Source organism: Streptomyces sp. NPDC104367 (assembly GCF_055583825.1).
Window position 1 is genome coordinate 243,347 of sequence record NZ_JBVJND010000006.1, and the last position, 22,323, is coordinate 265,669.

21 protein-coding genes are annotated in these 22,323 nt (G+C 72.8%); 15 read left to right on the forward strand and 6 right to left on the reverse strand.

Translation table 11 applies throughout. From position 1 onward, the window contains the following. The first annotated feature begins 39 nt into the window (after window positions 1-39). Entirely contained in the window at window positions 40-855 is an 816-nt protein-coding gene (locus tag ACZ619_RS11700; protein ID WP_469597519.1) for a DUF2510 domain-containing protein, read from the forward strand. On the opposite strand, the gene ACZ619_RS11705 is transcribed toward ACZ619_RS11700, so the two are convergent. After that, window positions 852-2,054: an amino acid deaminase/aldolase gene (locus ACZ619_RS11705; protein WP_469597262.1), complete on the reverse strand. Its 1,203-nt coding sequence runs from the start codon at window positions 2,052-2,054 to the stop codon at window positions 852-854. The two genes, ACZ619_RS11700 and ACZ619_RS11705, sit on opposite strands and share 4 nt — an antisense overlap. Before the next feature lie 1,344 nt (window positions 2,055-3,398). On the opposite strand from ACZ619_RS11705, the gene ACZ619_RS11710 reads away from it, so the two are divergent. Both ACZ619_RS11710 and mycP read left to right on the forward strand, forming a co-directional pair. Beyond that, window positions 3,399-4,415: a hypothetical protein gene (locus ACZ619_RS11710; RefSeq protein WP_469597264.1), complete on the forward strand. Its 1,017-nt coding sequence runs from the start codon at window positions 3,399-3,401 to the stop codon at window positions 4,413-4,415. Beyond that, a complete protein-coding gene (gene mycP / locus ACZ619_RS11715) occupies window positions 4,412-5,584 on the forward strand; it encodes a type VII secretion-associated serine protease mycosin (protein ID WP_469597265.1) in 1,173 nt (390 codons plus the stop codon). The genes ACZ619_RS11710 and mycP overlap by 4 nt, the downstream gene beginning before the upstream one ends. Before the next feature lie 74 nt (window positions 5,585-5,658). Here the strand turns inward: mycP and ACZ619_RS11720 are convergent, their stop codons facing one another. Continuing rightward, window positions 5,659-6,681, reverse strand: coding sequence for a serine hydrolase (locus tag ACZ619_RS11720; RefSeq protein ID WP_469597267.1), 1,023 nt, complete (start codon window positions 6,679-6,681; stop codon window positions 5,659-5,661). Between the two features lie 150 nt (window positions 6,682-6,831). Between ACZ619_RS11720 and ACZ619_RS11725 the strand changes: the two genes are divergently transcribed. Further along, entirely contained in the window at window positions 6,832-7,563 is a 732-nt protein-coding gene (locus ACZ619_RS11725) for an SseB family protein (protein ID WP_469597270.1), read from the forward strand. A gap of 40 nt (window positions 7,564-7,603) precedes the next feature. On the opposite strand, the gene ACZ619_RS11730 is transcribed toward ACZ619_RS11725, so the two are convergent. Continuing rightward, window positions 7,604-7,987, reverse strand: coding sequence for a DUF1844 domain-containing protein (locus ACZ619_RS11730; protein ID WP_469597272.1), 384 nt, complete (start codon window positions 7,985-7,987; stop codon window positions 7,604-7,606). Between the two features lie 399 nt (window positions 7,988-8,386). Between ACZ619_RS11730 and infC the strand changes: the two genes are divergently transcribed. The 10 genes from infC (at window position 8,387) to ACZ619_RS11780 (ending at window position 19,343) form a co-directional block, all read left to right on the forward strand. Then, window positions 8,387-9,085, forward strand: a complete 699-nt coding sequence (gene infC, locus ACZ619_RS11735) for a translation initiation factor IF-3 (protein ID WP_469597273.1) — start codon at window positions 8,387-8,389, stop codon at window positions 9,083-9,085. 134 nt (window positions 9,086-9,219) lie between these two features. Then, window positions 9,220-9,414, forward strand: a complete 195-nt coding sequence (gene rpmI, locus ACZ619_RS11740) for a 50S ribosomal protein L35 (RefSeq protein ID WP_016576627.1) — start codon at window positions 9,220-9,222, stop codon at window positions 9,412-9,414. A gap of 101 nt (window positions 9,415-9,515) precedes the next feature. Next, on the forward strand, window positions 9,516-9,899 hold the full coding sequence (gene rplT, locus ACZ619_RS11745) for a 50S ribosomal protein L20 (protein ID WP_018549117.1): 384 nt from the start codon (window positions 9,516-9,518) through the stop codon (window positions 9,897-9,899). A gap of 175 nt (window positions 9,900-10,074) precedes the next feature. Further along, window positions 10,075-10,929: a TrmH family RNA methyltransferase gene (locus ACZ619_RS11750; protein WP_469597522.1), complete on the forward strand. Its 855-nt coding sequence runs from the start codon at window positions 10,075-10,077 to the stop codon at window positions 10,927-10,929. A 54-nt stretch (window positions 10,930-10,983) separates the two neighbouring features. Next, on the forward strand, window positions 10,984-12,117 hold the full coding sequence (locus tag ACZ619_RS11755; protein WP_469597276.1) for a sensor histidine kinase: 1,134 nt from the start codon (window positions 10,984-10,986) through the stop codon (window positions 12,115-12,117). A 126-nt stretch (window positions 12,118-12,243) separates the two neighbouring features. Further along, complete coding sequence (gene pheS / locus ACZ619_RS11760) at window positions 12,244-13,365, forward strand: phenylalanine--tRNA ligase subunit alpha (protein WP_469597279.1); 1,122 nt, start codon at window positions 12,244-12,246, stop codon at window positions 13,363-13,365. Further along, window positions 13,365-15,887, forward strand: a complete 2,523-nt coding sequence (gene pheT / locus ACZ619_RS11765; RefSeq protein ID WP_469597281.1) for a phenylalanine--tRNA ligase subunit beta — start codon at window positions 13,365-13,367, stop codon at window positions 15,885-15,887. The genes pheS and pheT overlap by 1 nt, the downstream gene beginning before the upstream one ends. A 259-nt stretch (window positions 15,888-16,146) precedes the next feature. After that, window positions 16,147-17,232, forward strand: coding sequence for a PP2C family protein-serine/threonine phosphatase (locus ACZ619_RS11770; RefSeq protein WP_469597284.1), 1,086 nt, complete (start codon window positions 16,147-16,149; stop codon window positions 17,230-17,232). A 166-nt stretch (window positions 17,233-17,398) separates the two neighbouring features. Next, window positions 17,399-18,739, forward strand: coding sequence for a transcriptional regulator (locus ACZ619_RS11775; protein WP_469597286.1), 1,341 nt, complete (start codon window positions 17,399-17,401; stop codon window positions 18,737-18,739). A 67-nt stretch (window positions 18,740-18,806) separates the two neighbouring features. After that, window positions 18,807-19,343 (forward strand): NUDIX hydrolase, encoded by a 537-nt coding sequence (locus tag ACZ619_RS11780; protein ID WP_469597289.1) that lies wholly within the window; start codon window positions 18,807-18,809, stop codon window positions 19,341-19,343. On the opposite strand, the gene ACZ619_RS11785 is transcribed toward ACZ619_RS11780, so the two are convergent. Both ACZ619_RS11785 and ACZ619_RS11790 read right to left on the reverse strand, forming a co-directional pair. Continuing rightward, window positions 19,340-19,597: a hypothetical protein gene (locus ACZ619_RS11785; protein ID WP_469597290.1), complete on the reverse strand. Its 258-nt coding sequence runs from the start codon at window positions 19,595-19,597 to the stop codon at window positions 19,340-19,342. The two genes, ACZ619_RS11780 and ACZ619_RS11785, sit on opposite strands and share 4 nt — an antisense overlap. A gap of 217 nt (window positions 19,598-19,814) precedes the next feature. After that, a complete protein-coding gene (locus ACZ619_RS11790; RefSeq protein WP_469597292.1) occupies window positions 19,815-20,675 on the reverse strand; it encodes a 3-hydroxybutyryl-CoA dehydrogenase in 861 nt (286 codons plus the stop codon). 171 nt (window positions 20,676-20,846) lie between these two features. Here ACZ619_RS11790 and ACZ619_RS11795 point away from each other — a divergent pair, with 171 nt between their 5' ends. Further along, the gene (locus ACZ619_RS11795) at window positions 20,847-22,085 is read left to right on the forward strand and encodes a glycoside hydrolase family 10-like protein (RefSeq protein ID WP_469597295.1); all 1,239 of its coding nucleotides are present in this window, start codon (window positions 20,847-20,849) and stop codon (window positions 22,083-22,085) included. 33 nt (window positions 22,086-22,118) lie between these two features. Here ACZ619_RS11795 and ACZ619_RS11800 read toward each other — a convergent pair whose 3' ends face one another. Further along, on the reverse strand, window positions 22,119-22,319 hold the full coding sequence (locus ACZ619_RS11800) for a DUF1918 domain-containing protein (protein ID WP_469597298.1): 201 nt from the start codon (window positions 22,317-22,319) through the stop codon (window positions 22,119-22,121). Window positions 22,320-22,323: the final 4 nt, after the last annotated feature.

The window sequence follows — 22,323 nt, forward strand, 5'->3', positions numbered from 1 at the left end:
GAGCCGCCCGGGCTCCCGTCCTACAGTGCGGGAGTGAGCATGACGCCGCCCGGCTGGTACTCCGACCCCGAGGCCCCGCCCCTGGAACGCTGGTGGGACGGGCTGGCCTGGTCCGAGTACCGGCGCACCCCGTCCGGCCTGCCCGCGCCGCCCGTCCGGGCGGCCGGCGGGTCCGGACGCGCCAGGGCGGTCGCGCTCAGCACCGCCGGGGCGGTGCTGGCGACGGCGATCGTCACCGGCGGGACGGTCCTGCGCACCGACCTCGCCGGCGGCGGCAGAGGGACCGACACGGCCCCCGGCGGCCCGCCGGACTCCCTCGTCGTCGACCGGCTCAACGGCATCACCCTGCCGGTACCGGCCGGCTGGACCGGCACCTCGGCCGTCGCCCAGGACGACGTCGTGATGACCACCGACGGCACCTACGACTGCCCCGCCGCCACCGGCCGCTGCCGCCACGGCCAGGTCATCAGCCGTACGGCGGGCAGCTCCGACGGCGCCTCGCCGCGCGCCGTCGCCGAACGGGACGTCCCCGACGCGGCCGAGACGGCCTACGGCCAGGACTCCGGGGGCCGGCAGCCCTACGGCGGCATCCGCTCCCACCAGGTCGTCAGGGCCGGGCGGGTCGCGGTCGCCGGGCACGACGGCTACCTGGTGCGCTGGCGGGTGCGGACCGCCGAGGGACCCGGCGGTTACGTCCAGTCCGTCGCCTTCCCGTCCGACACCGGCATCCCGGCCCCGGTCGTCGTCCGCCTCGTCCTCGACGCGGGCCCGGACGGACCGCCGCTGTCCGACATGGACGAGATAACCGACGGCATCCGCCCGGTGGGCCGCCCCGGGGGCCGCCCGCGCGGTTAGAGGAAGGTCTGCCCCTCACCCCGGTACGTCGGCACGGTCGCCGTCACCCGGTCGTCCTCGACCAGGTGCAGCTCGGCGAACCGCTCGCACAGCTCGCCCGCCTTGGCGTGCCGGAACCACACCTTGTCGCCGATGAGCAGGTCGTCCGCCGCCGAGCCGAGCAGCGGGGTCTGCACCTCGCCGGGGCCCTCCTGCGCGTCGTACGACAGCCCCTCCGGCAGGTACGGCACCGGCAGCCGGTCGCGGCCCGCGACGCCCGAGGCCGGGTAGCCGCCGCCGAGCACGGTCACCACCCCGACACCGGGCCGCCGGACCACCGGCACGGCGAAGAGCGCGGCCGGACGGCCGCTGAACGACGTGTAGTTGTCGAAGAGCCGCGGCACGTACAGGCCGGAGCCCGCCGCTATCTCGGTGACCGCGTCCTCCGCCGCCGTGGTCTGCACACTGCCGGTGCCGCCGCCGTTGACGAACTCCAGCTCCGGCGCCACCGCACGGACCGCCCGCACCACCGCGGCACGCCGCTCGGCCAGTTCACGGCGGGCGGTGGCCTGCATCAGCCGCACCGCGCGCGACCGCAGCGGCCGGCCCGCGACGTCGTCCCCGACCCCGGCGATATGGCCCTCGTACCCCATGATCCCGACCAGCCTGAAGCCCGGCCGGCGGGCCACGGTCCGCGCGAGATCGGCGAGCTGGGCGGGGGAGTACAGCGGTGAGCGCCGGGCCCCGACCCGCACCCGGCCCCCGAACATCTTCAGCGAGGTGTCCAACTCCAGGCAGATCCGGACCACTTCGCTCCCGCCGTCCCGGGAGGCGTCGATCAGGTCCAGCTGCGCCGGGTCGTCGACCATCACGGTCACGGCGGCGGCCAGCTTCGGATCGGCGGCCAGCTCGGCGAAGCCGGCCCGGTCGGCGGACGGATACGCCAGCAGGACGTCGTCGAACCCCGAGCGCGCGAGCCACAGCGACTCCGCGAGCGTGAACGACATGATCCCCGCGAAGCCCTCCTTCGCGAGGACCCGCTCCAGCAGATGGCGGCAGCGGACGGACTTGCTCGCGACCCGCACCGGCTTGCCGCCGGCCCGGCGCACGAGATCGTCCGCGTTGGCGTCGAAGGCCTCCAGGTCCACGATCGCGAGGGGGGCGTCCAGGTGGGCGGTGGCCCGGTCGTAACGGGCCCGGTCGGCGGCGCGCGCAGTCATGAACGAAGCCTGCCAGACAGGATTACCGCAGGGTAGGGGGACGATACGGGCAGATGCCCCGGGGGCGCGGACTGGTTCCCGTTCGCCCTCGCGCAACCCGTAGAGTGACGCGGACGTACGGCGGAACGGCCCCGGTCGCCTGACCCGCGCCGGGATGCGGATCCGCACGTGCGGGTATGCGTGCCCGGAGGGCGGCTGTGCCGCGCCGCGGGACACGGCGGCCCGTACGTGGAGTTGGCCCGGGCCAGAGGAGACGGGGGGCGCATGAGCAGGGAAGCGCAGCACGCCCCGAACCCGCGGGAGGAAGGTTCCGCCGCGGACGTGCCGGGCCGGATGAATGGGACCCGCCCCTCCGACGTATCCACCGGTGGAGCCGGCACGGCCGGCCGGAGCGGGACACCGCACCGGTCCGGGCCGCGGCAGCAGAGTGAGCGGACTAGTTCGGGCGGTGCGGTGGGGCAGGGCGAGCAGGGCAAGGGCGCGGCGGACCGGGTCGGCGGCCGTGTACCGTCCGCCGACCGCATCACCCGCCCCCGCCACCCCGACCTCCGCCCGCCCCAGAGCCCGGCCTTCCCCCCGCCCCCGGCCTCCGCCCGCTTCCCCGACACCCCGCCCCGCCCCACCCCCACACCCCCCGACCGCCCTGCTCAGCCCACACCCGCAGCCTGGACCCCCACCCGCACCACACCCCCCGGCCGCACGACCTCGCCCGCGCAGGACACCACCCGCACGACGCCGACACCTCCCGCCCACACCGCTGACCGCGCCGTGCCCCCCGCGTCTCCCGGGCGTGCCGGGTCGTCCGGGTTCTTCGGGCAGGCTCCGGGCCGGCCGGCCCCGTCCGCGTCCCCGGCACAGGACTCCGCCCGCGCGACGTCGACACCTCCCACCCGCACGACGCCGACACCTCCCGCCCACACCGCTGACCGCGCCGTGCCCCCCGCGTCTCCCGGGCGTGCCGGGTCGTCCGGGTTCTTCGGGCAGGCTCCGGGCCGGCCGGCCCCGTCCGCGTCCCCGGCACAGGACTCCACCCGCACGACGCCGACGCCTTCCGGCGACCGGGACGTGCCGTCTGCCGCTCCCGGGCGGGAATCCGACCGCCCCGCGGCGCAGCCCGTGTCGTTCGTGCGGGAGGGCGGGCGGGTCAAGCCGCCGTTCCGGCTGTCGTACGGGGGGCCGGGGCGGTCCGTGAGGGCTGCGGCGGAGCCGGAGGAACGGGCCGGGGGCGGTGAGGCCGCCGACCCGCGTCCGGACGGTGACACGACCGGGAGCAGGCGGCCCGTCCGCGGGGAGTTCTCCGCCGGGTTCGGCGCCCCCGCGTCGGGCGCCGCGTGGAGCCCGCACATGCGGACCTTCCCCGTACCGACGGCCCCACCACGCCCCACCGCACCCCCGAAGGCCGCCCCGCCCCCCGCCGTCCCGCCGCGCCCGACGGAGCCGCCGAAGACCGTGGGCCGGACGGAGACCGACGCCCCGCACCACGGCCCGGACCCCGCCATGTCCTGGAGCGCCTCCGTGGGAACTCCCGGCAGGGACCGGCCCGTTGTGAGCTTCGGCGAGCCGGAGGGGTACGACGAGCGAGGACGGGGGCGGTCGTTGTTCGGTCGCGTCGCGCCCCGCACCGTCGCGGCCACCGCCTGCATGGTGCTCGGCATCGGCCTCATCGGCGGCGCCGTCACCGGCAGCTGGCTCATCGACGACGGCACCGACGCCGCCTCGGCGACCACCTTCAGCGCCGCCTCCGGCCTGTGGCACAACGTGCCCGTCGACGAACTCTTCCCGCCCACCGTGGAGGGCACCGGCGCCGGCCCCGGCGGAGCCGACCGCACCTGGACCCGCATCGCCGTCGCCCCGGCCACCGGCTGCACCGACGCCTTCGACCCGCTGCTGCGCAAGGTCCTCGCCCCCGTCGGCTGCCGGCGCCTGATCCGCGCCACCTACACCGACGCCACCCAGAGCTACGTGACCACCGTGGGGCTGCTGTTCACCACGTCCGACCCGGCCGGGATGACCGCCCTCGCCAAGCGGTTCGAGACCGAGGGACTGGACCGCCGTACCGACCTGATGCCCCTCCCGTACGCCGCGAAGGACACCGCCGCCGAACGGTTCGGCCCGCACCAGCGCGCCTCCTGGGCGATCTCCGTGCTCACCGACGCCCCGGTCGTCGCCTACGCGGTCTCCGGCTGGGCCGACGGCCGTACCGTCGACACCCCGCAGTCCGCCGCCGACGCCGAGGCGTCCGGCGCCACCACCGCCCCCGCCCAGGCCGGCCTCGGCAACGAGGCCCAGGGCCTGGCCGACCGCATCGAACGGCGGCTGCGCCAGGACATCGCCGGTACGGCAACGGAGTCGCCCTCATGAACCGCCGCGCAACCGGTGCCGCGCTGAGCCTGCTGCTCGCCGGATCACTCACCCTGCTGCCGTCCACCACCGCGTACGCCGACAGCATCCGCGCCCAGCAGTGGGGCCTGGCCGCCCTGCACCTCGACGAGGCCTGGCAGACCACCAAGGGCAAGGGCGTCACCGTCGCCGTCCTGGACACCGGCGTCGAGGCCGACCACCCGGACCTCGTCGGCAACGTCCTGGCCGCGAAGGACATGATCGGTTTCGGGGCCACCGAGGGCAATCGCAACTGGGCCCGGCACGGCACCGCCATGGCCGGCATCATCGCCGGTCACGGCCACGGCGTGGGCAACGGCGACGGCGTGATGGGCGTCGCCCCGGAGGCAAGGATCCTCCCCGTCCGGGTCATCCTGGAGGACGGCGACAGCGCCCGCGGCAAGGCCCGCGCCACCCGGGGCAACGCCCTCGCGGAGGGCATCCGCTGGGCCGCCGACCACGGCGCCGACGTCATCAACCTCTCCCTCGGCGACGACTCCGACTCCGCCCACCCCGAGCCCGGCGAGGACGAGGCCATCCAGTACGCCCTGAAGAAGGACGTCGTGGTCGTCGCCTCGGCCGGCAACGGCGGCAAGAAGGGCGACCACATCTCCTACCCGGCCGCGTACCCGGGCGTCATCGCCGCCACCGCCGTGGACAAGTTCGGCGTCCGCGCCTCCTTCTCCACCCGCCGCTGGTACGCCACGGTCAGCGCCCCCGGCGACGACATCGTCATCGCCGACCCGGACCACAAGTACTACGAGGGCTGGGGCACCAGCGCCGCCTCCGCGTTCGTCTCCGGCGCCGTGGCCCTGCTCAAGGCCGCGCACCCGGGTCTCACCCCGGCCCAGATCAAGAAGCTGCTGGAGGACACCGCCCGCGACGCCCCCTCCGGCGGCCGCGACGACTCCCGGGGGTTCGGCATGGTCGACCCGGCGGCCGCCATCAAGGCCGCGGCCAGGCTCAGGACCGAGAACCTCACCTCGGCGTCCTACGGCGACAAGTTCTTCGGCACCGGCCCCGACACCGGGACGAGGACCACCAGTGCCACCGACTGGGCGGCCCCTCTGGCGGGCGGCGCGGGCGGTGTCCTCCTGGTGGCCGCCGGAGTCCTGTGGCGATCCCGCCGCCGCCCCTTCGAAACCCCCTGAGGACACCCCGCTCCGAAGGGGGCGCGGGGAACGGCGCGATCGACCCCCACCGTCCCGCAGCCGAACACGAGCCCCTACTGCGAAGCAGAAGCAGAAGCAGAAGCAGAAGCAGACGCCGAAGCCGACGCATCCGCTCCCGTGAACGACCCCACGGCCGCCTTCGCCGCCGCCTCCACCAGCGAGATGCCCTTCGCCTGGCTCACGGTCCCGTTCGACAGCACGGCCACGAGATAGTCGGTCCCGTCCACCGTCACCCGCCCGATGCTGTTGACGTCCCACAGCCCCGTCGTGCTCCGCGCCAGCCACCCGTTCTTCAGCGCGTACGACGAACCGTCGGCCGCCGCCGAGACACCCCACCGCTGGTCGGACTCGACCGTCTTCATCAGCCCCTGGACGTACGCCCGCGAGGCCTCGCTCAGCTTCGAGTCGTCCCCGAACACCTGCTGGAGCAGCGTGAGTTGGTCGGCGGCGGTGGTCTGGGTCAGCCCCCACAGCGCCCCGTCGCCGCCCTCCGTCTCCGTCAGCCCGAAGCGCTTGTTCGCCGCGTCCAGCCCGCTCGCCTTGCCGATGGCGTCCCACAGCTGCGACGCCGACGTGTTGTCGCTGTTCTGGATCATCTTCGTGGCGTACGCCTTCTCCGTCGCCGTCAGATGCCGGTCCGCGTCCTGCGCCTGCAACAGCAGTGCCGCCAGGATGTCGACCTTCACGATGCTCGCGGTGTCGAAGGCCGCGTCCCCGTGGACCGCGCTGTCCCCGGAGTCCAGGTCGAGGACGGCCGCCGAGACCTTCGCCCCGGACGGCACGGTCAGCGCGTCCATCGCCGTGCTCAGCAGTGCGTCCCGGTCCACGGCCGGTTCCGCCACGGGTTCCACCGATGCCTCCCCGTTCGCCGACACCGAGGAGGAGGGCGACGGCGACGCAGCCGAGGATACGGTCCCGCCGTCGCCCGCGTGCGCCGTCATGTACACGGTTCCCGCCGCCGTGGCGCCGACGACGGCGACCAGGGCCAGACCCGTGTAGAGAACGGCCCGGCGCCTCGGCCGGCGGGCGCGACGGCGGTCTCGGCGGGCTCCTGAGGTGGCTCTGGGGGACTCCATGCCCGCGATGCTCGGGGCGTGGACTGTGTGCGCCGTTAGCCGGAAGTGAGAACTGGGTCAGGGAAATCTGAGATTCCCGTGAATCCTGTGCCGACGCGGTTTCGGGGCCCGCACAAGCCCAGCAGCATCCCACCGATAGGGTCGGGGACCGTGGCGAACAAGAACATTCCCGACTCCGGTTACTCCGACGACGACGGCTCCGCCGACCCCGGCCTCGCCGCCGCGCTGGCCGCCTGGGGCGAGGACCGGACGGCCGTGGCGCCGGTGCTGGAGGCGCTCAGGGGCGCCCGGCTGCTCGTGCCCGTGGTCGCCGTGCTCGGCGAGGTCGAGGAGGACGAGAACGGGCTGCGCCGCGAGAAGACCAGCGACATGGCCGTCCCCACCCTGAAGGCCGGCCACCGCACCGCCCTGCCCGCGTTCACCTCCACGGAGTCGCTGGCCCGCTGGGACCCGGCGGCCCGGCCCGTCGCCGTACCGCTGCACCAGGCGCTCCAGGCCGCCGCGCACGAGAAGGCGGACACGGTGGTGCTGGACGTGTCGGGGCCGGTGCCCTTCGAACTGACCGGGCCGGCGCTGCTGGCCCTCGCCGAGGGGCGTACGGCGGTCGACCCGCTGGCCGACCCGGCCGTGGTCGAGGCGGTCAGGGCCGCCGTGGCCGCCGAGTCCGGCATCCTGCGCGCCCACCTCGGGCCCGGCCCGGCCGACGGCACCCTCGCGCTCGTCCTCGACCCGGCGGCGCCGCCCGCCGAGACCGCGCGGGCGGTCGCCGAGCGGCTCGCCGCGGACGAGACGCTGCGGGCCCGCCTGGTGCGCGGCCTCGACCTGGCACTGCTGCCGGCCGGGACCACGCCTCCGGGCGAGCCCTTGTACGTGCGGAGCTGATCCGCCGGCTGATCCGACGGCCTCCGCCGGATCGGCCGGTCTAGCCGTAGACCGGGCCGGTGTACTTCTCGCCGGGGCCCTGGCCCGGTTCGTCGGGGACGATCGAGGCCTCGCGGAAGGCCAGCTGGAGCGACTTCAGGCCGTCCCGCAGCGGAGCCGCGTGGAAGGAGCTGATCTCGGTCGCGGACGCGTCGAGCAGTCCGGCGAGGGCGCTGACCAGCTTGCGGGCCTCGTCGAGGTCCTTGTACTTGTCCCCCTCCCCTTCCTGGGGGGCCAGACCCAGCTTCACGGCCGCGGCGCTCATCAGGTTGACGGCGACCGTCACGATCACCTCGACCGCGGGGACCTCGGCGATGTCGCGGGTCATCTCGTCGAAGTCGGGCTGCCCGGCGTCATCGGGGCCGGGAAGGGGCGTCTCACTCATGTGCCACACGATAGGCGCAGGGGCGCGCGGGACCGTCACCCAGGCCCGGTTCGCCCCGGCCGATGCCCCGGCCCGCCCCAATTAGCCCTCTCTCCGCTTAGCTGCTAACCTTGTGTGACGACCGGCCGGACAGGTATGCCTCACGGCACACCGAACCGGCCCACAAGTGGAGGCTTCGAACTCCCACCCGACCACCCCCAGGGCGGCGGGTCACCGGTCAGACGGTCGCTCCGCCGTTCACGGCGGCGGCGTTCCGTCCGATTTCGCGCCCCGCGATCCTCGCGGCGGTGTTCCGGTAGTTCGAGGAGCCCCGCCTGTGATCGTCCGGGGCATTTTTCTTGCTTCGGTGCGGTTAGGTCTTACGAAAACAGACGTTACGCGGCTGTCCGCCAGACCGTCGTGTGGTGCTACCGAGGAGGATCCATCAGCACCGAGCCCCGCATCAACGACCGGATTCGCGTTCCCGAGGTGCGACTTGTCGGTCCCAGCGGCGAGCAGGTCGGGATTGTTCCGCTTGCCAAGGCGCTGGAGCTTGCCCAGGAGTACGACCTCGACCTGGTCGAGGTGGCGGCGAGCGCACGTCCGCCGGTCTGCAAGCTCATGGACTACGGCAAGTTCAAGTACGAGTCGGCCATGAAGGCCCGTGAGGCGCGCAAGAACCAGGCGCACACGGTCATCAAGGAAATGAAGCTCCGGCCGAAGATCGATCCGCACGACTATGACACCAAGAAGGGTCACGTCGTCCGGTTCCTCAAGCAGGGCGACAAGGTCAAGATCACGATCATGTTCCGTGGTCGCGAGCAGTCCCGGCCCGAGCTGGGCTACCGACTGCTGCAGCGTCTCGCGGAGGACGTCCAGGACCTCGGTTTCGTCGAGTCGAACCCGAAGCAGGACGGCCGGAACATGATCATGGTTCTCGGTCCGCACAAGAAGAAGACCGAGGCGATGGCCGAGGCCCGGCAGGCGCAGGAAGCCCGCAAGGCGGACGCCAAGGCCAACCCCGGTCGCTCGCAGAACGCCGCCGAGATCGAGGCCGAGGCCCCCGCCGACGCCGAGGCCGAGGCCGAGGCGCCTGCCGAGGAGCACGCCGAGGCGTGATCCCGGGGCAACCGTCCCGGGGCAGCAGCCAGGGGCGACAGCCCCAGGATGTAACCCATACAAGAGCGACGTTCCACCGTGCCCGGTTTCACGACCGGGCACCGGAGCGCCACCGACGAGGAGATAACGGCGCTATGCCGAAGAACAAGACGCACAGCGGTGCCAGCAAGCGCTTCAAGGTCACGGGCTCCGGCAAGGTGCTCCGCGAGCGCGCCGGCAAGCGCCACCTGCTCGAGCACAAGTCGTCCCGCGTGACGCGCCGCCTCACCGGCAACGCCGAGATGGCCCCGGGCGACGCCGCGAAGATCAAGAAGCTTCTCGGCAAGTGACACGAGGGCGCCTCGCCGCGCCCTGAGTCAGCACATCCGGGACCCAGTCGTTTCCGGGCCGCGTGAGTCCAACCGCGGCCCCGCTACAAGGAGTTAAACAAGTGGCACGCGTCAAGCGGGCAGTCAACGCCCACAAGAAGCGCCGGGCGATCCTCGAGGCGGCCTCCGGCTACCGCGGTCAGCGTTCGCGTCTGTACCGCAAGGCCAAGGAGCAGGTCACCCACTCGCTGGTCTACAACTACAACGACCGCAAGAAGCGCAAGGGCGACTTCCGTCAGCTGTGGATCCAGCGCATCAACGCCGCTGCCCGCGCCAACGGCATCACCTACAACCGCTTCATCCAGGGTCTGAAGGCCGCCAACGTCGAGGTCGACCGCAAGATCCTCGCCGAGCTGGCCGTCAACGACGCGGGCGCCTTCGCCGCCCTCGTCGAGGTGGCGCAGAAGGCGCTGCCGGCCGACGTCAACGCCCCCAAGGCGGCGTGACGCTGCGCTGGCTCCGGCCGACGTGACTTGAGGACCCGCAGGCTTCACGGCTTGCGGGTCCTGTTGTTGGCCCACGGCATTCGTTCGGCTGCGGGCCTGTGGGGGCTGGTCGCGCAGTTCCCCGCGCCCCTTCGGGGCGCGCTTTCGCCGCGTTTCTTCGAAAGTGACCGACACGATGCCCACCCCCGAGCTGATCTCTCCCCGTTCCACGCGTGTTTCCGCCGCCCGGCGGCTGGCCAGGCGGAACTTCAGGGGGAAGGACCGGCTGTTCCTCGCCGAGGGGCCGCAGGCCGTCCGGGAGGCGGCCGGGCATCGGGTCGACGACGAGCCGACGCTGGTCGAGCTGTTCGCCACCGTCGAGGCCGCCGAGCGGTACGCCGACATCGTGGGGGAGGCCAGGGCGGTCGGCGCCCGGATCCACCTCGCCTCCGAGGACGTCATCGCCGACATCTCCACCACCGTCACGCCCCAGGGGCTCGTCGGTGTCTGCCGGTTCCTGGACACGCCGTTCGAGGAGATCCTCGCCGCCCGTCCCCGGCTCGTCGCCGTCCTCGCCAACGTCCGCGACCCCGGCAACGCCGGGACCGTGCTGCGCTGCGCCGACGCCGCCGGCGCGGAGGCGGTCGTCCTCACCGACGCGTCCGTGGACCTCTACAACCCCAAGGCCGTCCGCGCCTCCGTCGGATCGCACTTCCACCTGCCGGTCGCCGTCGGCGTCCCCGTCGAACGGGCCGTCGCCGGACTCAAGGAGGCCGGCGTGCGCATCCTCGCCGCCGACGGGGCCGGGACCGACGACCTCGACGACGAGCTGGACAAGGGCACCATGGGCGGGCCCACCGCCTGGGTCTTCGGCAACGAGGCCTGGGGGCTCCCGGAGGAGACCCGCGTGCTGGCGGACGCCGTCGTGCGCGTTCCGATCCACGGGAAGGCCGAGAGCCTGAACCTCGCCACCGCCGCCGCCGTATGTCTCTACGCATCGGCCCGTGCACAGCGCGCCTCCGGAGGGTGCCGTTCCGTCACCGAGAGCTAGTAGGGTGACCAGCTCGGGGGCCTGCTGCGCCGTCTGAGAGGTGGAGTACGGGGTATGAGTGTCGGCACCAGCAACGCGCCGGGGGGCCGCGTACCCGCGCCCCGGCACGGCGACCTCACCGGGCTCGGCGTCGACCCCGACGAACTGCCCGACGGCCTCGTCATCGCCGACGAGCACGGTCTCGTCGTCTGCTTCAACGCGGCCGCCGCCCGGATCACCGCCACCGCCCCGGCCGACGCCCTCGGGCAGCGCCTGGAGAAGGCCCTCCCCTTAGAGGACCTGGAGGGCCGGCGCTGGTGGCAGCTCACCGATCCCTACGGCGGCCTCGCCATCCGGGTCGGCCAGCCCGAGCGCAACCTGCTGCTGCCCGGCGGCCGGGAGGTGCTGGTGTCCGCGAAGTACGTGCGGACCGAGCCGACCGGACCCGTCCGGCGGGTCGTCGTGTCGCTGCGGGACACCGAGGCCCGCCTGCGCACCGAGCGCAGTCACGCCGAGCTGATAGCGACCGTGGCCCACGAGCTGCGCTCGCCGCTCACCTCGGTCAAGGGGTTCACGGCCACCCTGCTCGCCAAGTGGGAACGGTTCACCGACGACCAGAAGCGGCTGATGCTGGAGACCGTCGACGCGGACGCCGACCGGGTCACCCGGCTCATCGCCGAGCTGCTCGACATCTCACGGATCGACAGCGGACGCCTGGAGGTGCGCAGGCAGCCGGTCGACATAGGCGCGGCCGTCGGACGGCACATCCAGGCGTACGTCGCCGCCGGGCAGCCCGCCGACCGCTTCCTGCTCCGCGTCGAGCAGCCGCTGCCCGCGCTGTGGGCCGATCCCGACAAGGTCGACCAGGTCCTCAGCAACCTCATCGAAAATGCGGTGCGGCACGGCGAGGGAACCGTCACGATTGACATCACGGCCACGGCGTCCCCGCGCGAGGGGGAGAGCCACGAGAACGCAGCCACGTCGGTCACGGTGAGCGACGAGGGGCCAGGCATCCCGGAGGAGTCCATGAACCGCGTCTTCACCCGCTTCTGGCGGGGCAGCAAGCGCGGTGGCACCGGCCTCGGGCTGTACATCGTCAAGGGCATCGTCGAGGCCCACGGCGGCACCATCACCGTCGGACGCGCCGCCGGCGGCGGCGCCGAGTTCCGATTTACGTTGCCCGTGGGCGCCCCGGCGTATCTCGCCTGACGGCCCGCGGGCTCTTCGTATACCTCCACCCCGTTAGACTCGGCCTTTGGCACTTTTGTGTCCTTCACACGGCCCACCCATCGGTCACGGGGACCATCCGCCAGCCAATCGGAAGCACGGGAAGAGATGTCGGCACCGAATAAGTCGTACGACCCTGTCGAGGTCGAGGCGTTGAAACCGGAAGAGATCGAGCGCATGCGGGACGAGGCGCTCGCCGCCTTCGCCGCCGCGGACTCCCTCGACGCGCTCCAGGAGGCCAAGGTCGCCCACACCGGCGGCACCTCCCCGCTGGCCCTGGCCAACCGCGAGATCGGCGCCCTGCCCCCGCACGCCAAGGCCGCCGCGGGCAAGCTGGTCGGCCAGGCCCGGGGCGCGGTGAACAAGGCCCTCGCCGGCCGTCAGGAAGAGCTGGAGGCCGAGCGTGACGCCCGGGTGCTGGTCGAGGAGGCGGTGGACGTCACCCTGCCGCACGACCGGGTCCCGGCCGGCGCCCGGCACCCGCTGACCACGCTGTCGGAGCGCATCGAGGACATCTTCGTGGCCATGGGCTACGAGGTCGCCGAGGGCCCGCAGGTCGAGGCCGAGTGGTTCAACTTCGACGCGCTCAACATCGGCCCGGACCACCCGGCCCGCGGCGAGGCGGACACCTTCTTCGTGCAGGGCCCCGAGGGCGGCACCGAGTCCGGTGTCGTGCTGCGCACCCACACCTCCCCGGTCCAGATCCGCTCGCTGCTCGACCGCGAGCTGCCGGTCTACGTGATCTGTCCGGGCCGGGTGTACCGCACCGACGAGCTGGACGCCACGCACACCCCGGTCTTCCACCAGGTCGAGCTGCTCGCCGTGGACGAGGGCCTGACCATGTCGGACCTCAAGGGCACCCTGGACCACATGGTCCAGTCGCTGTTCGGCGAGGGCATGAAGACCCGGCTGCGGCCGAACTTCTTCCCCTTCACCGAGCCGTCCGCCGAGATGGACATGCTCTGCTACGTCTGCAAGGGCGAGTCCGTAGGCAACCCGGACCGGCCCTGCCGTACCTGCTCCTCCGAGGGCTGGATCGAGCTGGGCGGCTGCGGCATGGTCAACCCGCGGGTGCTCACCGCGTGCGGCGTGGACCCGGAGAAGTACAGCGGCTTCGCCTTCGGGTTCGGGATCGAGCGGATGCTGATGTTCCGCCACAACGTCGAGGACATGCGAGACATGGTCGAGGGCGACGTCCGGTTCACCCGGCCGTTCGGGATGGAGATCTGATGCGGGTCCCGCTTTCTTGGCTGCGGGAGTACGTCGACCTGCCGGCGACTCAGACCGGACGTGACGTCCAGGCCAAGCTCATTTCGGCCGGTCTGGAGGTCGAGACCGTCGAGCAGCTCGGCGACGGCCTCAAGGGCCCCCTGGTCGTCGGCCGGGTGCTGACCATCGAGGAGCTGGAGGGCTTCAAGAAGCCGATCCGCTTCTGCACCGTCGACGTCGGCACCGCCAACGGCACCGGTGAGCCCCAGGAGATCGTCTGCGGCGCCCGCAACTTCGCCGTCGGCGACAAGGTCGTCGTCGTGCTGCCGGGGGCCGTGCTCCCGGGCGGGTTCTCGATCAGCGCCCGCAAGACGTACGGCAAGACCTCCCACGGCATGATCTGCTCCACCGGCGAGCTGGGCATGGGCGACGACGGCAGCCACGGCATCATCGTGCTGCCGCCGGAGACCGAGGTCGGCAAGGACGCCATCGAGCTGCTGGAACTGGTCGACGAGGTCCTGGACATCGCCGTCACCGCCAACCGCGGCGACTGCCTGTCCATCCGCGGCGTCGCCCGCGAGACCGCCATCGCCTACGGCCTGCCGCTGCGCGACCCGGCCCTGCTCGACGTGCCCGGCCCGAACGCCTTCGGCTACCCGGTCCAGGTCTCCGACCCGCTCGGCTGCGACCGCTTCACCGCGCGCACCGTCGTCGGTCTGAGCCCCGAGGCCCGCTCCCCGATCTGGCTCCAGCGCCGCCTCCAGAAGGTCGGCATGCGCCCGATCTCGCTCGCCGTCGACGTCACCAACTACGTGATGATGGAGCTCGGCCAGCCGCTGCACGCCTACGACCGCAGCCTGGTCCAGGGCACCATCGGCGTCCGCCGCGCGGCCGAGGGCGAGAGGATCGTCACCCTCGACGGCACCGAGCGGAAGCTGCACGCCGAGGACCTGGTGATCACCGACGACCGCGGCCCCATCGGCCTCGCGGGCGTCATGGGCGGCGCCAACACCGAGATCGCCGACCACGACGCCGCCGAGAACGGGGGCAGCTCCACGACGGACGTGGTCATCGAGGCGGCCCACTTCGACGCCGTCGCCATCGCGCGCACCGCCCGCCGGCACAAGCTGTCCTCGGAGGCCTCCCGCCGCTTCGAGCGCGGGGTCGACCCGCAGGCCGCGGCCGCCGCCGCGCAGCGCACCGTCGACCTGCTGGTGCTGCTCGCCGGCGGCACCGCCGAGGCCGGGGTCACCGAGGTCATCGCGCCGTCCGCGCCGCACACCATCACCGTCGCGGCGGACCACCCCGACAAGGTCGCGGGTGTCGCGTACGGCCGGGAGACCGTCGTGCGCCGCCTCCAGGAGGTCGGCTGCGACGTCTACGGGCAGGACGAGCTGATCGTCACCGTCCCGTCCTGGCGGCCCGACCTGGCCGAGCAGAACGACCTGGCCGAAGAGGTCATCCGGCTGGAGGGCTACGAGAACCTGCCCTCCACGCTGCCCAAGCCGCCGTCCGGCCGCGGCCTGACCGGCCGCCAGCGGCTGCACCGCCGGGTCGGCCGCGCGCTGGCCGGGGCCGGCTACGTCGAGGCGCCGAACTACCCGTTCGTGGGCGAGCAGGTCTTCGACCAGCTCGGTCTGGCCGCCGACGACCCGGCCCGCCGTGTCGTCCGGCTGACCAACCCGCTCAACGACGAGGAGCCCGCGCTCCGTACGTCGCTGCTGCCGGGCCTGCTCGGCGCGCTGCGCCGCAACGACGGGCGCGGCGCGCACGACCTGGCGCTGTTCGAGACCGGTCTGGTCTTCCTCCCGCGCGAGGAGCCGGGCGTCGCCGGGCACCTGACGGTCGACCGCCGTCCCACCGACGAGGAACTGGCCGCGCTGAACGCGGTGCTGCCCGAGCAGCCGCGCCATGTCGCCGTCGTCCTCGCGGGCTCCCGCGAGCAGGCCGGCTGGTGGGGCAAGGGCCGTCCGGCGGACTGGGCCGACGCGGTCGAGGCGGGCCGGACCGTGGCCGCCGAGGCGGGCGTCGAGCTGATCGTGCGCTCCGGGCAGTACGGGCCGTGGCACCCGGGCCGGTGCGCCGAGCTGGTGGCCGTCGCCGACGGCACCGAGCGGGTCGTCGGCCACGCCGGTGAGCTGCACCCGCGCGTGGTCAAGGCGCTGGGTCTGCCGGCGCGGACCTGCGCGATGGAGCTGGACCTCGACGCGCTGGAGCTGGCCGGCGACGGCGTGCCGCAGGCGCCGGGCATCTCCACGTTCCCGGTGGCCACGCAGGACGTCGCCCTCGTCGTCGACAAGGCGGTGCCGGCGACCGAGGTCGAGGCGGCGCTGCGCGAGGGCGCGGGTGAACTCCTGGAGGGCATCCGGCTGTTCGACGTCTACGAGAACGCCGCCCAGCTCGGCGGCGAGAAGAAGTCGCTGGCCTACGCGCTGCGCTTCCGGTCGGCCGAGCGGACGCTGACGGTCGACGAGGCGTCGGCGGCCCGGGACGCCGCGGTCGCCCTCGCGGGCGAGCGCACGGGAGCGGTGCTGCGCGGCTAGCCGTGCGGCCGGCCGCCGTCGGGGCCGTGTGACCGGCCGGGTGCGGGTTTCGCCGCGGCCGGTCACGCGGTTTCCGGCGCCCCCGACGGGGCGTCGGCCCCTGCGACCTGCATAAATGCGAGTGTCCTGGGAGTGGTCGCTCATTCGGGTGAGATCCATCCGGGACCTGGCCCGTTCGGGGCATGCCGTCGACAGAATCGGACCGGCCTCACGGGGCCGGTCCGTCTGTTCTGTCAGGGCCTACTTGGGGGCCATCGGCATGATCCGCATCAAGGCTGGGGTTCCCCGCAGCGGGCGGCCCCGGACGAATCCACGGCCCGGGCGCCGTGCTCTCTCCCTCGGGTTGCCCACGGTGTGGGGCGCCGTCGCGATCGGCTACAGATTCGGGTGCCCACTGGCCGCGCAGAACCAGCTCGGCGCGCGGATCGTCACCAGCGCCGTGTTCTTCGCGGTCGGCACCGGGCTCATCCTCCACGTCCGGCACGCCCTGCTCCGCGAGCTGCGGCAGGTCCGCAAGGTCGCCGGCGCCGCCCAGCGCGTGCTGCTGCGGCCGTTGCCGCCCCGCCTCGCCGGGCTGGACGTGGCCGCCGCCCAGCTCTCCGCCGACCGGGGCGCGGCCATCGGCGGCGACCTGTACGAGGCCGTCGCCACCGAACACGGCGTACGGGTGGTGATGGGCGACGTCCGCGGCCACGGGCTGGCGGCCATCGACACCGCCGCCGCCCTCCTCGGCAGCTTCCGCGAGGCCGCCCACGACGAGCCCGAACTGGGCCGTGTCCTCGCCCGGCTGGACCGCACCCTCGCCCGGCACCTGCGCGAACGCGCCAGGATCGAGCACCCCTCCAGCGGCCGGGACCCCGACAGCCCGGTCGCCGAGGAGTTCGTCACCGTACTCCTCCTGGAGATCGCCCGGGACGGCGAGCTGCGGGCCCTCAACTGCGGCCATCCCTGGCCGTACCTGATCAGTGGGGCGACCGTCGACCTGCTGTCGCGGGCCGATCCGCTGCCGCCGCTCGGGCCCTTCCCGCTGCCGTCCGACCTGGCCGCCTCCGACTGCGGCCGGCTGCTTCCCGACGAGTCGCTGGTCCTGTACACGGACGGGGCGGAGGACGCCAGGGACGCGCGGGGGCGCTTCTTCTCCCTCCGGCAGGCCCTGGCGGAAGCGGTCCGCGACCGCCCGGTCGCACCGCAGACGATCCTGCGGACGGTCATCGCCGCCCTGCTCCACCACACCAACGGCCGCCCGACCGACGACATCGCCCTCCTCGCGCTCACCAACGACCGTGCCGCGGCCGACGAGGCACGGCTCGGCTTCCTGGAACACGGCCAGGCCACCGCACTGTAGGAGGGGGAGCCGGCGGCCCGGCCGGCCTCTTGCGAGGCAGTTCAGTCAACCGGCACGACACGCTCCGCAACAGTGTGCACACGCTGCGGATGCGCGCACTCCGTTCACACCCCGTGTGAACACGAACGCACTACGCTGACCGCACCAGGCCACCGGGGGGGCATCCATGCAGCCCAACTCTCTGCTCGACGCGATCCTGGACGAGGCGGGGATCTCGCACGCGGGTCTCGCCGCCCACGTCAACCAGGCGGGCCGGGCCCGCGCACTCTCGCTCCGCTACGAGCACACCGCCGTGGCGCGGTGGCTGAAGGGCCAGCGGCCGCGCGGCCAGGTGCCCGACCTGATCTGCGAGGTGCTCGCCGTCCGGCTGCACCGCCCGGTGACCCTCGACGACATCGGGCTCGGCGTCCCCGGCGAGCCCAGCACCCCGCACGCCGGCTCGCTCTCCGGGTTCGTCGAGCGGGCCACCGCGCTGTGGCGCTCCGACGAGCAGCAGCGCCCGCACATACTGGGCGCCCCCGCCGTCACCGGCACGCCCGCGGTGATGCCGGTGTGGGAGTGGGAGAACCCGCCGGAGGACGTGGACGTCTCGCGCGGCGGGCGGCACCGGGTCACCGCGGCCGACCTTCAGATGCTGCGCGCCGCCCGGGCCCACTACGAGCAGATGTACCGCAAGGCCGGCGGCATGGCGACCCGCACCCGGATCGTCGGCTTCCTCAACGCCGAGGCGGCCCCGCTGCTGCGCGGCAGCTACACCGATGCCACGGGCCGTCAGCTGCACCGGGCGACCGGCGGGCTGGTGGCGATCACCGGGATCTGCGCCTACGACTCGGACGCGCACGGGCTCGCCCAGCGCTACTTCCACCAGGCGCTGCGGCTGGCGAAGGCCAGCGGGGACCGGGGGCTCGGCGCGTACGTCATCGCGCTGCTGGTCAACCAGTCGCTGTTCATGCGGGAGTACCGGCAGGCCGTCGCCTTCGCGGAGGCCGCGCTGCGCACCGCGGGCAAGCACATCACCCCCGCCCTCGCCTCCGACCTGTACGCGATGCAGGCCAAGGCGTACGCCCACCTCGGCGACGGCACGAGCGCGCTGTCCTGCATCCGGCGGGCCGAGGCGGCCGCCGAACGCATCCGGCGGGGCTACGAACCCGACGAGACCGGCTATGTCCAGCCGGGTCTGGTCAACGTGCAGGTGGCCGAGGCGCTGCTCAGCCTCGGTGAACTGGCCGCCGCCCGGGAGCATGCCGCGGCCGCCGTGGACAACCCGGCCCACGACCGGGGGCGGGTGCACCGGCTCGCCATGCTCAGCACCATCGAACTGCGCCAGGGGAACGCCGACAACGCGGTGGCCACGGCCGTGAAGATGGCCGAACAGGCCCGTGGAATGGAGTCCCAGCGGCTGCGCGACAGACTCCGCGCGGTACGCGAGCACCTGGTGCGCAGCGGCTCGGCCGGAACCGCCGAAGCCGCCGAACTCATCGACGGGGCGCTGCGCGTACCGCTGTAGAGGCCCGGTGGGCCTGAGGAGTCCCTGCTGCGATATTGCCACTTACTCGGCGGAAGGTGGCAGAACCGTGCAGTGGACGAAACAGAACGAACAAACTGTGTATGAAAACCGCTGGTTCAGCGTCAATCTCGCAGATGTCGAGCTGCCGGACGGCCGGCACCTCGACCACTTCCTGATACGGCTGCGGCCCGTGGCCGTGGCGACGGTGGTCAACGAGGCCAATGAGGTCCTCCTGCTGTGGCGCCACCGTTTCATCACCGACAGCTGGGGCTGGGAACTCGCGGCGGGAGTCGTGGAGGACGGCGAGGACATCGCCGTGGCGGCCGCCAGGGAACTGGAGGAGGAGACCGGCTGGCGGCCGGGGACCCTGCACCATCTCATGACCGTGGAGCCGTCCAACGGCCTCACCGACGCCCGGCACCACATCTACTGGTCCGACGAGGGCGAGTACCTCGGACACCCGGTGGACGACTTCGAGTCGGACCGCCGGGAGTGGGTCCCGCTCAAGCTCGTCCCGGACATGATCGCCCGTGGGGAGGTCCCGGCCGCCAACATGGCGGCCGCGTTACTTCTGCTGCACCACCTGCGGCTCACCGACGACTAACGGGCCAGCGTCTGCCAGACGGTGACCACGAGGGCGCCCAGTGCGATGAGCGCGGCGAGCGAGGGCAGGGGCCAGCGGGCGTGCTCCAGTGAGGCGAGGCGGGTGTTCAGGTCGTCCAGTTCCTTCGCCGTCTCCTTGGTGCGGTGACTGAGCAGGTTCAGTCCTCCCTCGACCTGTGCGTAGGCCACGTCGAGGCGACGGCGTAACTCTGCGAGTTCTCCTTGGACCACGGGATGCTCTGGTTCGGTGGTCACGGGTCCACTCCCTCCGCGTAGTAGAAGATGTCGTTCCGCATCCCTTGCATGCGCATGAAGAGTGAACTCGCCTGGTGAGCGCGAGGGGAGAGTGTGCGAAGGGCATATGCGAGCCCGGTACGCACACGGTGTGTGAAAGCCGCGGGCCCGGCACCGACGACGGTGCCGGGCCCGCGGGACGTCGCTCCCTGTAACCGCTCGGGGGACGCGGGTGCGGTCACCCGTAGGTGTAGAACCCCGAGCCGGACTTCCGGCCCAGGCGGCCCGCCTCGACCATGCGCTGGAGCAGCGGGGGAGCGGCGTACAGCGGCTCCTTGTATTCCGCGTACATCGAGTTGGCGATCGACACGATGGTGTCCAGGCCGATCAGGTCGGACAGCTTCAGCGGGCCCATCGGGTGGGCGCAGCCCAGCTCCATGCCGTTGTCGATGTCCTCGCGGCCCGCGATCCCGGACTCGAACATCCGGATCGCCGAGAGCAGGTACGGCACCAACAGCGCGTTGACCACGAAGCCGGAGCGGTCCTGGGCGCGGATCGCGTGCTTGCCGAGGACCTTCTCCGCGAACGCCTGGGCGCGGCTGAGGGTGCCCTCGGAGGTGGTCAGCGCCGGGATCAGCTCGACGAGCTGCTGCACCGGGGCCGGGTTGAAGAAGTGGATGCCGATCACGTGGTCGGGGCGCGAGGTCGCGACCGCCAGCTTCACCAGCGGGATCGAGGAGGTGTTGGAGGCCAGGATCGCGTCCGGGCGCGTCACCACCTGGTCGAGCACCTGGAAGATCTCCGTCTTCACCTGCTCGTTCTCGACGACGGCCTCGATCACCAGGTCACGGTCGGCGAACTCGCCGAGGTCCGTGGTGAAGCTCAGCCGGGCCACCGTGGCGTCCCGCTCCGCCTCGCTGATCTTGCCGCGCTCGGCGGCCTTGGCCAGGGAGTTGAGCAGCCGGGTGCGGCCGATCTCCAGGGCCTCGCCGGTGGTCTCGGCGACCCGCACGTCCAGACCGGCGCGGGCGGCGACCTCGGCGATGCCCGCTCCCATCTGGCCGCAGCCCACGACTCCGACCTTCTCGATGTCGGTCACATCGTCCCCTTCGCTGATCTACGGGCGGCCGGCAGGTCCTCCGGATCCGGTGCCTGCTCCGTTCGTGCACGTTACCCGTAAGTATCGATGATCGATCGTCCGGGTGGGGGCATCCTGTGGCGCGGAGGCGATCCGTGACGGCGCGGATCCGGAGAGTGAGAGGTTCTCACGATGGCAGGAGTGTCTCGCAGGACATTTGCGCTGACGGCGCTGTCGGCGATGTCGACGCTGACTCCGGCCGTGCCGGACGCGGCGGCCGCACCCGGGCGGCCCCGCCGGACGGCCACCGAGATGCGGGGCATGTGGCTGGCGACCGTCTCCAACCGCGACTGGCCCTCCCGCACCGGCCTCACGGCCGCGGACCAGCACAAGGAGCTGACCGCCTTCCTCGACAAGGCGGTCCACTACCGGCTCAACACCGTGATGTTCCAGGTGCGGCCCACCGCCGACGCCTTCTGGCCCTCGCCCTACGAGCCCTGGTCCCAGTACCTCACCGGCACCCAGGGCAAGGACCCCGGCTGGGACCCGCTGGGCACCGCCGTCGCGGAGGCCCACGCCCGCGGGCTGCAACTGCACGCCTGGTTCAACCCGTACCGGATCGCCAACCACACCGACCCCGGCAAGCTGGTCTCCTCGCACCCCGCCCGCAAGCACCCGGACTGGGTGGTGCCCTACGGCGGCAAGCTCTACTACAACCCGGGCATCCCGGCCGTCCGCGCCTTCGTGGAGCAGGCCATCCTCGACGCGGTCGCCAAGTACCCCGTGGACGCCGTCCACTTCGACGACTACTTCTACCCCTACCCGGTGGCCGGCCAGACCTTCGAGGACGACGACGCCTACGACACCCACGGCGGCGACTTCTCCTCCCGGGCGGCCTGGCGGCGGGACAACGTCGACAAGCTGGTGACCGAGACCGCCGCCGGGATCAGGGAGCTGCGGCCCGGCACGCGGTTCGGCATCAGCCCGTTCGCGGTATGGCGCAACGCCACCACCGACTCCCGCGGCTCCGACACCAAGGCGGGCGTCCAGACGTACGACGACCTGTACGCGGACACCCGCAAGTGGGTGCAGAAGAACTGGATCGACTACATCGTCCCGCAGGACTACTGGCAGATCGGCAACGCGGCCGCCGACTACGCCAAGGTCCTCGACTGGTGGGCGGGCGTCGCCCAGGGCACCGGGACCCGGCTCTACATCGGGGAGGCGCTCTACCGGGCGGGCGCCGCCGACTCGCCCTCGGCCTGGCAGGACCCGGCCGAGCTGTCCCGGCACCTCACCCTGGCCGACCGGTATCCGCAGGTCGGCGGGCATGTGTACTTCGCGGCGAAGGACGTGGCCGCCGACCCGATCGGGGCCATGTCGCGGGTGGTCGCCGATCACTACCAGCAGCCGGCGCTCCCGCCCCGCTGACCCGTGCGCGGCCGGCGGCCCCGCCGTCGCGGCCTACTGCCGTTGTGGGGTCTCCCGGTGCCTGACCTGGCAGTCGGGGCCGGGGGACATGATGGCCTCGTGGCCGTCCTCGAAGCGGACCCGGTAGGGCGGGGTGCCCTCGGGGCCCAGCACCTTGACGACGGTCGAGACCTGGTCGTGCTGTCCGACCACCCTGCCGTGCTGGACAAGCTGGTCGCCCTCGGATGCACGCATCTCC